The 15022-nt window shown below is 69.8% G+C and carries 10 protein-coding genes; 5 read left to right on the forward strand and 5 right to left on the reverse strand.

Translation table 11 applies throughout. From position 1 onward, the window contains the following. Positions 1–5: 5 nt before the first annotated feature. The 4 genes from recD to ACK8HH_RS10075 are packed head-to-tail and all read right to left on the reverse strand — an operon-like array spanning position 6 to position 9141. Positions 6–1901 carry an exodeoxyribonuclease V subunit alpha gene (gene recD / locus ACK8HH_RS10060; RefSeq protein WP_278127386.1) on the reverse strand — a complete coding sequence of 632 codons (1896 nt, stop codon included), beginning with the start codon at positions 1899–1901 and terminating at the stop codon, positions 6–8. Next, on the reverse strand, positions 1898–5266 hold the full coding sequence (locus ACK8HH_RS10065; RefSeq protein WP_278127387.1) for a UvrD-helicase domain-containing protein: 3369 nt from the start codon (positions 5264–5266) through the stop codon (positions 1898–1900). Before ACK8HH_RS10065 ends, recD begins: the two co-directional genes overlap by 4 nt. Further along, positions 5263–8649: an exodeoxyribonuclease V subunit gamma gene (gene recC, locus ACK8HH_RS10070; protein ID WP_412475154.1), complete on the reverse strand. Its 3387-nt coding sequence runs from the start codon at positions 8647–8649 to the stop codon at positions 5263–5265. Before recC ends, ACK8HH_RS10065 begins: the two co-directional genes overlap by 4 nt. 60 nt (positions 8650–8709) lie before the next feature. Further along, positions 8710–9141 carry an acyl-CoA thioesterase gene (locus ACK8HH_RS10075; RefSeq protein WP_062367703.1) on the reverse strand — a complete coding sequence of 144 codons (432 nt, stop codon included), beginning with the start codon at positions 9139–9141 and terminating at the stop codon, positions 8710–8712. A gap of 119 nt (positions 9142–9260) precedes the next feature. Here ACK8HH_RS10075 and ACK8HH_RS10080 point away from each other — a divergent pair, with 119 nt between their 5' ends. Continuing rightward, complete coding sequence (locus tag ACK8HH_RS10080; RefSeq protein ID WP_006895062.1) at positions 9261–9881, forward strand: GNAT family N-acetyltransferase; 621 nt, start codon at positions 9261–9263, stop codon at positions 9879–9881. Positions 9882–9973: 92 nt separating this feature from the next. Then, entirely contained in the window at positions 9974–11404 is a 1431-nt protein-coding gene (locus ACK8HH_RS10085) for an NAD(P)/FAD-dependent oxidoreductase (RefSeq protein WP_006895064.1), read from the forward strand. A gap of 58 nt (positions 11405–11462) precedes the next feature. Here ACK8HH_RS10085 and ACK8HH_RS10090 read toward each other — a convergent pair whose 3' ends face one another. Beyond that, positions 11463–11885 carry a PaaI family thioesterase gene (locus ACK8HH_RS10090; protein ID WP_045537875.1) on the reverse strand — a complete coding sequence of 141 codons (423 nt, stop codon included), beginning with the start codon at positions 11883–11885 and terminating at the stop codon, positions 11463–11465. Positions 11886–12173: 288 nt separating this feature from the next. Here ACK8HH_RS10090 and ACK8HH_RS10095 point away from each other — a divergent pair, with 288 nt between their 5' ends. Genes ACK8HH_RS10095 through ACK8HH_RS10105 form a run of 3 tightly spaced genes read left to right on the forward strand, consistent with a single transcriptional unit; the run spans position 12174 to position 15022 of the window. Then, positions 12174–12566 carry a BlaI/MecI/CopY family transcriptional regulator gene (locus ACK8HH_RS10095; RefSeq protein WP_278127390.1) on the forward strand — a complete coding sequence of 131 codons (393 nt, stop codon included), beginning with the start codon at positions 12174–12176 and terminating at the stop codon, positions 12564–12566. Positions 12567–12611: 45 nt separating this feature from the next. After that, entirely contained in the window at positions 12612–13550 is a 939-nt protein-coding gene (locus ACK8HH_RS10100) for a M56 family metallopeptidase (protein ID WP_062367702.1), read from the forward strand. Positions 13551–13585: 35 nt separating this feature from the next. Beyond that, the gene (locus tag ACK8HH_RS10105) at positions 13586–15022 is read left to right on the forward strand and encodes a GuaB1 family IMP dehydrogenase-related protein (protein WP_006895068.1); all 1437 of its coding nucleotides are present in this window, start codon (positions 13586–13588) and stop codon (positions 15020–15022) included.

A 15022-nucleotide genomic window follows, 5' to 3' on the forward strand; every position in this document is an offset into this window, starting at 1 on the left:
CCGGCTCAGGCCGGCGACACGACCTCGACGAGATCGGTGCGCAGCCCTGACGCCCGCGCCACCCGGCGGCCGACGGCGGCGCGCAGGGATTCCGGTGTGCCGACGATGTTCACCTCGCGCTCGGCGCGGGTGATCGCCGTGTAGAGCAACTCCCGCGTCAGCAGTTCCGCGTCCGGGGGCGGGAGGATCACGGTGACCGTGCCGAACTGGCTGCCCTGACTCCGGTGAATGGTCATGGCGTAGACCGGAATCGCGTCGGCGAGCTGACTCGGGTGAAGCCGCTTGATCTCATGACCGCGTTCGAAGACCGCGGCGAGCCCGCCTGCATCGTCGATCACCACTCCGGAATCGCCGTTGTAGACGTCCTGCGTCCGGTCGTTCGCGGTCACCAGCAGCGGTTCGCCCGGATACCAGCGGCCCGTTCCGGCCGCACCGCCGAGGTCGTCGCTGATCCAGCCGATCACCCGTCTGGACCAGCCCGCGACCCCGTAGGGACCGTCCCGGTGCGCGCACAGCACGCGGTGCCCCCGGAGTGCCACCACGGCGCCGCGGGCGTCGCCGCTCCGCGCCGCCTCGCGCAGGCTCCGTGCCCAGCCCACGGCTTCGGTCCGCACCACGTCGGCGTCATCCGGATCGATCAGCCGGACCGGATGCTCCGACCGCGCGCCGTGGCCGATGAGCTCGATCACCCGGTCCGCGTCGCCGGCGTTGACCGCTTCGGCGACCTCGCCGATGCGGTCTCCGTAGCGGTGTCCGCGGCGCAGCGTGATGACGCCGCGCGCCAGTGCGGAGGTCTCCGCCGAATCGAAGTCGGCCGCCGCGAGATCGCACACAGCCGTGAACGCGTCCGGAAGCACGGCGCCGGCCCCGGCGGTCACATCCCGGTCGACGAGGTCAGCGAGAACCGCGCCCGCCTCCACCGACACCAGCTGGTGCGGATCGCCGACGAGGATGAGCCGGGTGTCGGCGCGCAGCGATTCGAGCAGACGGCACATCATCGTGACCGGGAGCATCGAGGTCTCGTCGACCACCACGACGTCGAAAGGCAGACGGTTGCCCGCCCCGCGGACGAACGTTCCGTCCGGCCGAGATCCGAGCAGGCGATGCACGGTCACCGCGGCGGGGTCACTCCGCAGGGTCTGGTGTTCGCGGCGGTACTCCCCGATCGCCGTCTGCAACTGGGCCGCGGCGCGTCCGGTGGGCGCGCACAGCCCGATCCGGAGGTCGCCGCCGAACAGCGTCTCCATCACGGCCAGGATGCGAGCGACCGTGTACGTCTTGCCGGTACCGGGACCGCCTGCGAGGACGGTGGTCCACGAGGTGGCCGCCAGCGCCGCGGCGGCACGCTGGCGGTCGTAGCCGCTCGTGTCGCCGGCCCCGAACGCCGCATCGAGCGCCGCCGTCAGCACGGCTGCGTCGACCGCGGGCCGGCTCGCGGCGCGTGCGTCGAGGATCTGCCGGATGCTCTGTTCCTGCCGGAAGAATTTGCGCAGATACAGCAGCGGGCCGTCGGCCGATTCGGCAAGGGCGAGCGGTCGCAGTGGGCCGGTGCCGCCGCCGATCACCAGCGGCGACGCGGCCAGCGCCGCACGCAGCGCGTCGGGTGCGGGCCACGGCAGCGGCGTCTGGTCGTCACCGGCCGCCGCGAGATCGGCGATCCTGTCCAGCTCGACGCAGGTGGAACCGGTCCGGACGGCACGGACCGCCAGCGCTGCGGCAAGGAGCACCTGCTCGTCGACGGGTCCGCCGCACAGCGCTGCGACGCGCCTGGCGACGTGCACATCGGCGGCGTTCAGCACACCCGCCGCGTTGAACGTCGTGAGCAGATCCGATCCCGAGGCCACACGCTGCGGCGCGCAGCGGTCCGACAGTGCTCCGGCGGTCGCGGACGGGTCGGTCATCGCCCCACTCCTTCCGTTCGGCCGGCGAGGAGCTCCGACATCTCGACGATCAGGGCGGGCGGCAGGTCCCATTGAAAGACGCCGCAGCCGGGCGGAGTCTGCGGACCGGCCATCCCGCGCACGAAGTGATACTGCACCGGACCCAGATGCCGTGCGGGGTCGTAGCCGGCGAGCCGCCAGCGCAGATAGCGGTGGAGTGCCACCGAATACAGCAGTGCCTGCAGCGGATAGTGCGCGGACATCATCTCCTCGGCCATCGCCTCGCGACCGAAGTCCTCGACCGCCAGATCCCCCGGACGCAGGCGGTTGGTCTTGTAGTCGACGACCACGAATCGGTTCTCGGCGGTCCGCAGCACCGAGTCGATGCTGCCGGTGAGATAGCCGGTGAAGGTCTCGTCGGAGACCGTCCGGACCATTTCCGCATACGGTGCCAGCGGATCGTCGCCCGGCAGATGCCGCGCGAGCAGATCTCCGACCTCCTCGAGGCCGAACCCGCCGGCGGTATCGGACAACGGCAGTTCGAAGTCCATCTCGGCCAGTCGCGCGCCGGGTTCGATGCTCCACAGATCGCCGAATCCCAGAGGTGTGGTGAGCACCCCGATCAGCGCGCGGGCGAGAACATCGACGTCGATCTCGACTCCCCGTGCCGCGGCGCCCTGCACGCACATCTGACGCACGTGCGCCGCCATATCCGGCTCCGCGGTGTCCACATGCTCGAGTACTTCGTGGACGAGGGTTCCGAATCCGGCGCCGAAGGGCAGCCCGTTCATCAGCGACGGTGTGCCCACGACTTCTCCGGACACCGCACCGGCCTCCGCCCGCGCGTCATCGGGCTCGTCGGGCCGCAGCACGTCCTCGGGTTCGCTCCCCGCCTGAACCGGCGAGGCTGGTCCGGGCGTCTCGGCGTGGAATGCCGCGTGCGCCGCGGCCACGATGGCCGAATACGACGTTCGGCGCCACCGTTGATCGATGCTTCTCGTGAACCGTGCCACGCTCAGTTCCGGAGGCGTGCCCGCGTCGGACGGAGGGCGCCACTCGGTGCGGCCGCGGCGACCCGCCGGTTCCACGACGACCGAGGGGTTCCCGGCTGCGACGCCGCGCAGAGCGCCGACGCACTCGGTGTCCCCGGCCGGGATCGGCACGGTGTCCGGAATCGGCGACAGGTCGCCCGACCGTGCGGCCAGTCGACGCTCGTCGGCGGTGAAGAGCAGCCGGTGCAGGGCCCCGCGCGCAGTCGTCGTGCTCGGCGCCCACCACAGGACCACCTGGCTGCGGGCTCGGGTCGCGGCCACGTAGAGCAGTCGAAGATCCTCACCGGCGCCTTCGGAGCGGGACTGCCGATCGCGGCGCGCATAGCCGCGCGCCTGTTTCCCTCCGACGTCGAGATAGCGGCGATCGCCTTCGTGGAACAGGAAGGTGGCCGGATTCGGGTGGCTGGCGCCGTCCCAGCCGAACGGCACGTAGACGATCGGGAACTCGAGTCCCTTGCTCGCGTGGACCGTCATGATCTGGACGGCCTCGGTGTCGCGGTCGAGCCGTCGCGTCGCGTCACGCTGTTGTCCCCACTGCGAACCCTCGTCGATCTGTCGTCCGAGCCAGTCGACCAGCGTGGCGATCCCGGTCGACGACTCGGTGACATGCCGATTGCACAGTTCGGAGATCTGCAGCACGTCGGTGAGCAGACGCTCGCCTCCGTCGACGCCGAGCAATCGCTCCGCGGTGCCGAACTCGCCGAAGAGCCGTGCGGCCATCGCCGCGAACCCGCCGTCGGCGAAGACGCGACCGAGTTCGGCCAGCCGTCCCGACAGCGCTCCGACACCCGTGTCGCCCTGCCGTTCCAGCGTCTGGGCCGACAGTCCGAGGATCGGCGTCAGCGCGGCCAGACGCACGCGTGGCTGTCGCGACGGCGTATCGATGGCGGACAGGACGTACCACCAGTATCGGGCCGCGGGTGTGGCGAAGATGGAGGTGCCCGAGGTGACGACGGAGGCGATGCCCCGTTCGGCGAGGGCACGCTGCAGCGGTGCGATCGTGCGGTTGGCGCGGAGCAGAACAGCGATGTCGCCGGGTTCGACCGACCGGGCGCCGTAGCCGTCGTCGATGGTCACGTCGCCGCCCAGCACACCCGCGATGTCGTCGGCGACGTCGTCGGTGACGCGCTCGCGGACTTCGGCGACCAAGGGAGTGGTGCCGTCCTGCGTCGTGGTGGTGAAGTCGCCGCGCAGGAATCCGCGGATACGGACCGCGGGCGCGCCGTGGATCCGCGATCCGGAACGGTGCGCCCGAACCGGCTGATAGGCGATCTGTCGGTGACCGAGCGTCGCGCCCTCGAAGAGCGCGCCGAGCCCGTCCACCACCGCGGCGTCCGAACGCCAGTTCACGGTCAGCCGCTGCCGCTCGTCTGCCGCCTCGACCGCGTTCAGGTAGCTCAGCACCTCGGCGCCGCGGAAGGCGTAGATCGACTGCTTCGGATCGCCCACCAGCACCAGCGGCAGGTGATCGTGGAAGCATCGCCTGACGATCTCCCACTGCTGAGGATCGGTGTCCTGGAACTCGTCGATGAGCACGGCCGAGAACTGTGCGCGGATCCGGCGGCACGCCTCATCGCCGATCTCGGCGTCGGTGACGATCTCGAACAGCGCCTGCTGCAGATCGTCGTAAGTGCGGACCCTGGCCAGCCGCTTGCGCAGCGCCGTGTGTGCGCGCGCCTGCTGAGCGATCCACACTCGTAGGTCCGACTCCTCGGTCCGCTCGTCCTCCCGGTCCGGAGCCAGTGCCGCAGCGGGATCGCGGACCGCGGCGACGGCGATCTGCTCGGCTTCGGCGTACCCGGGCGCCGAATCCGGGTCGCCGGCGAAACGCGCGAGGTAAGCGTCTCGCGCGAGCTCGGCGACCATGTCGTCGACGTTCTCGAGGATCGGGAACTGCTGCTGACGGCCGCCGAGGAAGCCGAGGACCGAGAGCATTCGATTGCAGAAGGTGTGGGTGGTCGCCATCGTGGCGGCGTCGAAGTCCGACAGGGCGTCCGCGAGCCGTTGACGCCGCCGTGCGACCTCGTCGGCGTCCGCGTCGGCCAGGAAGGCGATCAGATCGTCGCCGGACGTGCGTGCGGTGGCCCGATCGTGCAGCGCGGCGACGCACTCGGTGAGACGAGAATGCGTCCGGTCCCGCAATTCGGCGGAGGCCGCGTTCGAGAACGTCGCCATGAGCAACTCCGACACCGGGACGCCGCCGGCAATGTAGCGCACGGCCAGCGCGACGATCGCGTATGTCTTGCCGGTGCCCGCGCTGGCCTCGAGGACCAGCGTCCCGGTGGGCAGCGGTCCGGTGAGATCGAAGGCGGTGTCGCTTCCGAGTGCCGTCATCGGTCCTCCTCGTGCGCCAGGAGCGACCCGAACAGGGCCGCGGCGAGTCGGATGTACATGTCGGTCGCGTCGTCGCCGGGCAGCAGACCCGCCACGGACGACAGCGCCTCCGGCTGCGGCACCGCCGCGGCCATCGTCTCGAATCCGACCGCCGCGTCGGGATCCCCGTGGAAGACGAGCCCGGCGTACCGGTTCTGATCGCCGTACGACTTCTTGTACGCCCACTCGGCTCGACGCCGGGCCTTCGCCGGGTCGCCCGACCTGCCGAACTCCGACGCCGCGGCCACCGCGGCATCGAGGGTCAGGCCGATCGGCGCGGTCAGTCCCGCGTCACGGATGGCGACGAGCACCGCCAGCAGGTCCCCTGCGTCGTCAGGGGTGCGGATTCGACTCACCTTGGCCGACGGGTACCGACCGGAGGCACTGCCGACGACGACGGCTTCGGCGACGTCGCGGTCGGAACCGGCCCGGATCGCCAGCAACCGGATCCAGGCCGCGAGGCGATGCTTGGGCCCGAGCCGCGAATAGCTGACAGGCACCAGCCTGCCGGCGAAGACGTCTCCGACCGTCCCGTACACCCGGCGGCCGTCGGGCAGCACCACGCGGACGTCGACGGCGTCGGCGGAATCGTCACGATAGCCGTGTGCGGCAGTCGCCACCGCCTGCGCCTTGTCTCGGATGGGACCGAACTCTCTGGTTCCGAACGCGAAGGGCGGCAGACTGCCGCGCCGCAGTTCGGCTCCCTGCGCGGCGTGCGGATCCGCACCGCTGAGCAGCGCGTCGAGGTAGCGGTTGCCCACGCCCCACCGTTCGAGACCGTCCAACTCCACGGCGAGTTCGTCCCGATGTTCGTCGGCCTGTTCGGGCAGACCCACGCCGAGACGCTGCCGTGCATGACCCTCCACCGGTGCGGCCAGAAAGCTGATGAGCTCGTCGAGGTCGAGGTCGACGTCGGCATCGCCCGGCGCCCGCGGGAGTCTCTCATCGGCGATCACCGGCAGCGCGGGTCCCCGCTCGCGGCATCGGGTGAGTGCGCTCAGAGCACGGGCGCCCGGAAGCAGGGCCGCGTCGTAGCTGAAGGGCCCGGAACCGTCGTCGACGAAGTTCCGTTCGTCGAACGCGTGCAGGGTGTGCCGGTACAGCACCGGAACCGGATCGCCGACGCTGACCCCGAGCACCCCGCGCAGGGCGTCGAGCAGCTCGGAGACCACCACCGCCGGCGGCGTCCGGGCACCGGTCAGCGCATCGGCGCCGGTGTAGAACACCAGCAGGTGCTCGGTCGCCGCACAGATCGCGTCGAGGAACACCTGGCGGTCTTCGTCGCGCACATTCCGTTCCCCCACCATCGGCGCCACCTGGAGGATGTCGTCGCCGTCGACGGCCCCGGCCCGCGGGTATTGACCGCTGTCCATGCCGAGCACCACGATCACCCGATGCGGCACCGAGCGCATCGGCACCATCGAGCACACGGTCAGTTCGCCGGTGCAGAAGTTCGATCGCGTCGGACGCGCGATGAGCAGCTGCGCCATCAGATCGCGCATGTCGGCGAGCTCGAGTTCGGACTCCGGGGTTCCCTCGGGAACCGAGAGCGCATCGGTGAGCATGCCGACGGCTTGCGCCCGCTGCCACTCGGTCTCCGAGTCGGTGTGGGTCAGCAGATCGGCGGCGTGGATCATCGTTCGCAGCCATTGACCGGAGGAATGGGGTTCGGACACGGTCTCGAGCAGTGTGGTCAGGCGCTCGGCGAACTCGGCGAATCTTCCGGCGAGATCGGTGTCCGTCGAATCGATTCCCGACAGTGGCAGAGCGGTGGCGAGCCACTCGTTCTCCGCTTCCTCGGCGACCACGCCCAGCAGGATGCGGTCGAGCCCGGTCCGCACGGTGCCCTGGGGGAAACCGCCGAGCCCGAATCGGCGCCGCTGGGTCTCGTCGACGCCCCACCGGATACCTGAGCGCTGGACCCAGCCGGTGATCGTGTCGACATCGTCGTCGGTGAAGCCGAACCGGCGGCGCACCGGCTCCGTCGCGGCCAGATCGAGCAGATCGCCGGCCCGGACCCGGCCCGCCACGAGGTCGAGGACGCGGGCGAGCACGTCGAGCACCGCGTTCTGCGCACGGATGCCCCGATCGGCGAGCCGCACGCGCAGCGAGAAGGCCGGATGGTCGCCGACGCGGCTCGACTGCCCGAAGACCCCGCCGATCAGCGGTGCGTACGCCTCCACGTCGGGACACATGATGAGCACATCGCGCGGTTCCAGAGTCGGGTCGGCGTCGAACAGGTGCAGAAGCCGGTCGCGAAGCACCTCCACCTGGCGCTGCGGACCGTGGCAGGCGTGCACCTCGACGCTGCCGTCGGCACCGGGGTCGAGTCCCTCGCCCTCGGCCGGGCGCCCGGGATCGTCGCGCCTGATGCCGTCCTGAAGCGCACCCAGCAGTGTCGCGGGACGACGGTGTTCCGCGGAATGGTGGCAGGTGGCGCCGACCGCGGGCGCCAGCACCTCCTGGAGCTCCTGCACGTCCCGGGACAGGCTCGCCAGCAATGGGTGCCGCACGCGCACCGGTCGGCGTTCGGCGCGCAGCCGTCCACTCCGCTGCGGCCCCGCGGTCTGGACCGCCGACCACAGTTCGGGCGAGGGATGCGGAAGATACAAGCCCACCTCGCGCCGCTCCGACAGCGCCGCGAGCACGTTTCGCAGCGTCTGCGGGATCCGCGTGGCCCCGAACAACGAGAGCCGTTCGGGAAGGTCGACGGCGTCCGCGTCGGCGCGCAGACGGTCCACCACGACCGGCAGTTGCTCCGCCAGATGCGGATGCCCCACCTCCTCGCGGACCAGCCGCCACAGCCACGGCTGCCACCGCAGATGCTCGGCGAGTTCTCCTCCCGCACCGTCCGTGTCGGAGCCGGAGGCCCACTCGGCGATCATCGTCGGCCGCTGCCATCCGTACGAGGTGAACAGTGCGGCGATGGTCGACGCGGTCGAGAGCCGACGTCCGCGATCGGCGCGGGCGTCTCCGGTCCCGAGATGTGTGGCGAGAACGCGGAGCACGGGATCGTCGATGTGGCCGTCCACCACCCGCAGCACCGGCCATCGCAGACGATCGGCGAACCAGCTCTCGGCGGCCTCGGGATCGTCCGACACGCCGTCGAGCACCTGACGCAGCAGGAACGACGGCGAGTCGAAGGCGATGTTCGCGGCGATGCCGTCGCCGCCGCACGAGGTGCCGAGCCGCAGCGACAGCTGCTGCCGGAGCCAGCGTTCCACTCCGCGCTCGGGGACCGCGACGATCTCGGTCCGCATGGGATCGGCCAGCGGCCGGGACAGGGTGTCGGCGAGCGCCTCCACGAGGCATCCCGCCTGCTCGGCGCGGTGCACGGTCAGCACTGGCGACTCTCCCCTCTGCTCAACTGGCGCTACCGGACTGCTCGGCCGTCTGGGACGGTGTCAGCGGCGCCGCCGGAACTCCACTTCCCCGCCGGTGTGTTCGGCGAGCCCCGCACGCACCGCCTCCGGGAGCGGCGCGGGTCGGCCGGTCGCGAGATCCACCACGGCACAGGTGGTCTCGGCGAGCGCAGCGAGTTCGCCGTCCCAGGCGCGGACGCGGTAGCCGTAGTCGAACGACTTCTCGCCGATCCGCGAGATCCAGATCTCGACCTTGGCCGATTCGTGGTGATAGAGGAGCGGAGTGACGAACTCGATCTCCTGCCGCGCGATCAGGAAGCCGAACCGCCGATCGTCCTTCTGGAACCACAGGTGCATGGCCCGGACCCGAGCCTCCTCGAGGATCCGCGCGAACTGCACGTTGTTGATGTGGCTGAGCGGGTCCATGTCGCCCCAGCGCAATTGAATCTCGACGACGAACGGTGTGTCGGGCATGCGTGCACCCTATCGCCCGCCTCCGACAGTCCGGCCCGCCGGGACGGGTCGGTCGGTGCGCCTCGCCGACGGACCCGAAGTCGCGCCGCGATGTCGGTCGTCGCCGATACACTCCCCACGTGGACATCGGGACTCGACGACTTCGGCTGCGCCCCGTGGCACCTCACGACGCACCGCTGCTGCACGGCCTGGACGCCGACCCGGTGGTGATGGAGTTCGTCACCGGAGGCGAAGCCACTGCGCCGGCGATGATCACCGATTGGGTCATCCCCCGATCCCAGGCGCAGTTCCGCGAATGCGGAACCGGCCTCTGGGTCGCGTTCGACCGCCGAACCCGGCTGTTCACCGGTTGGGTCTGGCTGCGGGCACCCCGGCATTCGGCGGTGCCGGAGCTGGAGCTCAGCTACCGGCTGCGGCGCGAATCGTGGCACCGAGGACTGGCGACCGAGGCGGCGTCCGCACTGATCTCGGTCGCCTTCACCGAGACCGGGACCGAGCGGATCTTCGCCAGCACTCACCCGGACAACATGCGATCGCAGCGGGTGATGCAGAAACTCGGAATGCGTCTGGCGGCCGAACACCTGCGTCGCGAGCAGTTCGACGACGGATTCACCGGTCACGATGTGGAGTACGAGATCTGCCGCGCCGATTGGCTCCGGACCCGCCGGCCCGCAGCCGTCGCACCGTCCGGACCCCGGCACCGTGCGCGCGGCCCCGGCACCGTCGAGATGACCGCCTGATCGTCGCGGACTACCGTGATCGGTCAGGGGCCCGGCATCACCGAGCATCCGCTTCACCTCGTCATGTGAACCCACCACCCAGGAGACATTCAATGACCAGCAGCCCAGCCACCAGCCTGCGGCGCCGCCGACAGGTGGTGATCATCGGCTCCGGTTTCGGCGGTCTGTTCGCGGCACAGCGCCTCAAGAAGGCCGACGTGGACGTGACCCTGATCGCGAAGACCACCCATCACCTGTTCCAGCCGATGCTGTACCAGGTCGCGACCGGCATCATCGCCGAGGGCGAGATCGCCCCGGCCACCCGGGTGGTGCTGCGGAAGCAGAAGAACACCCGGGTCCTCCTGGGCGAGGTGTTCGACATCGATCTCGAGAACCAGGTGGTCCGCTCGCAGTTGCTCGAGCGCGTCACCGAGACCGCCTACGACGACCTGATCATCGCCGCCGGGGCCGACCAGTCGTACTTCGGCAACGATCATTTCGCCGAGTACGCACCCGGCATGAAGACCATCGACCACGCACTGGAACTGCGCGGCCGCATCCTCGGCGCCTTCGAGCAGGCCGAGCTCTCCAACGATCCGGCCGAGCAGAAGAAGCTGCTGACCTTCGTCGTGATCGGTGCGGGCCCGACCGGTGTGGAACTGGCGGGTCAGATCGCCGAGATGAGCGACAAGACGCTCCGCGGCGCGTTCCGCAACATCGATCCGACCGACGCGAACGTCATCCTTCTCGACGCCTCGCCCGCCGTTCTTCCGCCCTTCGGCCCCAAACTCGGCGAGAAGGCGCGACGCAGGCTCGAACGCCTCGGCGTGGACGTGCAACTCGGTGCGATGGTGACCGATCTCGATTACGACGGTCTCACCGTCAAGGAGAAGGACGGCACCACCCGGCGCATCGAGAGCCAGTGCAAGGTGTGGTCGGCCGGTGTGCAGGCCAGTTCGCTCGGCAAGGTGCTGGCCGATCAGTCCGACACCGAACTCGACCGCGCGGGCCGGGTGAAGGTGGGACCGGACCTCACGATCCCCGGTCATCCCAACGTCTTCGTCGTGGGCGACATGATGGCGGTCGACGGCGTCCCCGGAGTCGCGCAGGGCGCGATCCAGGGCGGCCGGTACGCCGCCGACGCGATTCTCGCGGAGATCCGCAAGGGGCAGACGCCCGACCAGCGCAAGCCCTTCAGCTACTTCGACAAGGGCTCGATGGCCACCGTCTCACGCTTCAGCGCCGTGATGCAGGTGCCGATCCCCGGAACCAAGTGGAAGTTCGAGAGCGAGGGTTACATCGCCTGGCTCGGCTGGCTCGCACTCCACTTGGTGTACCTGGTGGGCTTCCGCAACCGGTTGAACACCATCATCAACTGGTTCTTCGCCTTCAACACCCGCGGGCGCACTCAGCTGGCGGTCACCGAGCAGCAGGTGTACGCGCGGACCGCCCTCACCGAACTGTCCTATCTCGAACGGCTCCGGCTGGCCGAGGCCGCCCGCGCCGACGGCGACGGCCCCGAACGGACCGACACTGCCGGCTGACCGATCGTTCCCGTGATCCGGGCCCTCTCGCCGCGGCGAGAGGGCCCGATCGGCATTCTCAGCCCGCGGGTGTCTCGATGTTCTGCAGGCGGACCCGCGACTGCGCGACGAGCCTGCCCGTCTGATCGGTGATGTCGACCTGCCAGAGCTGCTGGCGGCGGCCCCGGTGAATCGGGCTGGTCGACACCGACAGCGTCCCGCTCGACACCGAGCGGAGGAAATCGGTCGAGTTGTTCGCACCGACGGCGGTCCCGCCGAGTCCGCTCTCCTGCAGCCAGCAGAAGGCGCTGATGCTCGCGGCGCTCTCGGCCAGTGCGCAGTACACACCGCCGTGAGTGATGCCGAAGGGCTGATGGTGGATCTCGGAGAGTTCCAGCGTGCCGCGCAGTCCCTCGCCGTCTGCGTGGGTCACGGTGAAGCCGAGGAGTCGGTCGAGGCCTCGGGCCTCGGTCGGGTCGATCGCAATTGACGTCTCTTCCATACGTGAACCCTGCCACTGCCGGCAGGCCAGACGCCAGTGACCCCCGCGCTCCTCATCGAACACGGGGGTCACCGTCGCGGATCGGGGGTCTCTGCAGCCCTCAGGACTCTCACGCGATCCTTGGTGATGAATGCAGGCTAACCTTAGTTTCGTGTCAACACGGTCCGCCGCAGAGCCGACGGGAACTCCTTCCCCGCCTCACGCGTTACACAATCGTGAGCGATGGCGGCCTCGACCGACACGATCCATGACCGGCACGAAGCGGAGAAATCAGGGAGTCGACGTAAGATGAAGAAGATGAATGGATTGGGCGATCTCGAGCGTGCCGTCATGGACACCCTGTGGGCGTCCGCGACGCCACAGACCGTGCGTCAGGTGCATGCCGAACTGGCCAAGAGCCGCCCTCTCGCGTACACGACCGTCATGACCGTGCTGCAGCGTCTCACCAAGAAGGGTCTGGTTACCCAGATCCGTGACGACCGCGCACACCAGTACACGGCCACCTCGCCGCGCGAGGACCTCGTGGCCAAGCTGATGGTCGACGCACTCAGTTCCGCCGACGCCCCGGACTCGCGTCACGCGGCCCTCGTCTCGTTCGTCGGACGAGTCGGCGCGGACGAAGCCGCGGCACTGCGCGAAGCTCTCGATGAGCTGGAAACCACGCGCGGCAGCCACAGTTGACTACCCTGACATGAGATCACCGACTCCGACGACCTGGGGAGGGCCATGACGGCGCTGCTGTTCGGCATCCTCACGATCGCCTTGGTCGGACCGATCCCCGCTTCCCTCTCCCGCGCCACCTGGCCGCTCTACGCTCCGCGTGCGGCGATGGCCCTGTGGCAGTCGATCGCCCTCGCAGCCGTGCTGTCGGCATTCAGCACCGGGCTCGCGATCGCCGCCAACCTGCTCTCGCCCGGGCCCAACGGTGCGCCGACCAGCAATCCCATCGAAGAGATCCACCGGCTCGGCTGGTTTCTCTGGACGGTCTACGTCGCGGTCTTCGCGCTGACCCTCCTCATCGGCGCGCGCCTGATGTACACCGTGATCCGCGTCGGCATCCGCACGCGGGCGCGACGCAATGCGCACCGCACGCTCATCGACCTGGTCGACAACGCCGACCGCAGGCTCGCGGCCGGGCGCGACATCCGGATCCTCGACGTCCCCGCGCCGCTCGCCTACTGCCTGCCCGGACTGCGCAGGCGAGTAGTCCTCAGCGAAGGGGTGCTGGCTCGACTCGACGAGCGCGAGCTGACCGCCGTCATCGAACACGAACGCGCACACCTGCGGGCCCGGCACGATCTGGTGCTTGAGGCATTCATCGCGCTGCACGAGGCCTTCCCCCGATTCGTCCGGTCCAAGTCCGCGCTCGGGTCGGTGGAACTGCTGGCCGAGGCCCTGGCCGACGATCAGGCCGCGCGTGCCACCACTCCCACCACTCTCGGCCGCGCACTGGTGGCCTGCGCGGACGCGACCGCACCTCGCGGCGCCATGGCGGTCGGCGGCCCGACCACCCTCGTCCGCGTCCGGCGGCTCTCATACATGCACTCCGCACGCCGCATCTCGGCGACGGCCTACCTGCTCGCCGCGGCCATCCTGGTCGTTCCGACCCTCGCGGTGGCCATCCCCTGGCTCACCGAGCTCAGCCGCCTCATCGCCCACCACTGACGACCGCCGAGACGCTGTGACATGAAAGGTTCCCCGTGCGCTTCCTGGACGGCCACGCACCGCACTACGACCTGACTTACGACGACGTCTTCATCGTTCCGAACCGGTCGTCGGTGGCCTCGCGGTTCGACGTCGACATGTCGACCTCCGACGGCACCGGCACCACCATCCCGCTGGTGGTCGCCAATATGACGGCGATCGCCGGAAAGCGGATGGCCGAGACCGTGGCGCGACGCGGCGGCCTGGTGGTGCTTCCGCAGGACGTGCCGCTCGATGTCGCGGCCCGGACCATCGCCTACGTCAAGAATGCGCACCTGGTGGCCGAGACGCCGGTCACCCTCTGCGCGACCGACGTGATGGCGCATGCGCAGGCACTGATCCCGAAGCGTTCGCACGGCTACGCGGTGGTCCTCGACGGACGTCGGCCGATCGGACTGATCCCACGCGCGGCGCCCGGACACGAGATCGACCTCTTCACCGATGTCGCCTCGGTCGCCGAGCCCGTGCCGGTGACCCTGCCCGCCGAGACCGACCCCCGGCTTGTCTTCGACGCGCTGGTCGAGGCGAACGCCGACCTGGCCGTACTCACCGACGGAGCCGGCGAGCTCGCCGGCGTGCTGACCCGCCTCGGCGCGCTCCGGTCCGGTATCTACCGCCCCAACGTGGACGCCTCGGGCAGGCTCCGGATCGGTGCCGCGGTCGGCATCAACGGGGACGTGGTCGGCAAGGCCCGCGCACTGGTCGAGGCCGGGGCCGACCTGCTCGTCGTCGATACCGCTCACGGACATCAGGAGAAGATGATCAGTGCGCTCGCCGCAATCGCGGGCGCCGATCTCGGCGTCCGGCTGGCCGCGGGGAATGTGGTGTCCGCACAGGGCACGCTCGATCTGATCGAGGCGGGCGCCGACATCGTCAAGGTCGGTGTCGGCCCGGGCGCGATGTGCACCACGCGGATGATGACCGGCGTCGGCCGGCCACAGTTCTCGGCGGTCGCCGAATGCGCCGCCGTCGCACGCGAGCACGGTGCGGCGGTGTGGGCGGACGGCGGCATCCGGCACCCGCGGGACGTGGCGCTGGCGGTGGCGGCCGGCGCATCGAATGCGATGGTCGGTTCCTGGTTCGCCGGAACGTACGAGTCGCCGGGCGACCTGCACGCCGACTCCGCAGGCGAATACAAGGTGAGCTTCGGCATGGCGTCGAAACGCGCCGTCGCCGCGCGTTCGTCCGCCGACGCCGCATACGATCGTGCCCGGAAAGCGCTGTTCGAGGAGGGCATCTCCTCCTCGCGCATCCGTATCGACCCCGACCGCCCCGGAGTAGAGGACTTGATCGACCACATCTGTTCAGGAGTCCGCAGCACCGCGACCTACGCCGGTGCCTCGACTCTGCAGGAATTGCACGACAAGGTGGTACTGGGCGTCCAGTCCGCCGCCGGTTTCGCCGAGGGACGCCCGCTCCCGGGTGGTTGGTGA

It is taken from the genome of Gordonia sp. LUNF6 (genome assembly GCF_047041125.1).
Lineage (GTDB): Bacteria > Actinomycetota > Actinomycetes > Mycobacteriales > Mycobacteriaceae > Gordonia > Gordonia sihwensis.

Excerpts from the sequence above, each read along its gene's own strand:
- ACK8HH_RS10090 (WP_045537875.1), bottom strand. The coding sequence starts at position 11,885 with ATGGAAGAGACGTCAATTGCGATCGACCCGACCGAGGCCCGAGGCCTC.
- ACK8HH_RS10085 (WP_006895064.1), top strand. The coding sequence starts at position 9,974 with ATGACCAGCAGCCCAGCCACCAGCCTGCGGCGCCGCCGACAGGTGGTG.
- ACK8HH_RS10095 (WP_278127390.1), top strand. The coding sequence starts at position 12,174 with ATGAAGAAGATGAATGGATTGGGCGATCTCGAGCGTGCCGTCATGGAC.
- ACK8HH_RS10100 (WP_062367702.1), top strand. The coding sequence starts at position 12,612 with ATGACGGCGCTGCTGTTCGGCATCCTCACGATCGCCTTGGTCGGACCG.
- recD (WP_278127386.1), bottom strand. The coding sequence starts at position 1,901 with ATGACCGACCCGTCCGCGACCGCCGGAGCACTGTCGGACCGCTGCGCG.
- ACK8HH_RS10065 (WP_278127387.1), bottom strand. The coding sequence starts at position 5,266 with ATGACGGCACTCGGAAGCGACACCGCCTTCGATCTCACCGGACCGCTG.
- ACK8HH_RS10075 (WP_062367703.1), bottom strand. The coding sequence starts at position 9,141 with ATGCCCGACACACCGTTCGTCGTCGAGATTCAATTGCGCTGGGGCGAC.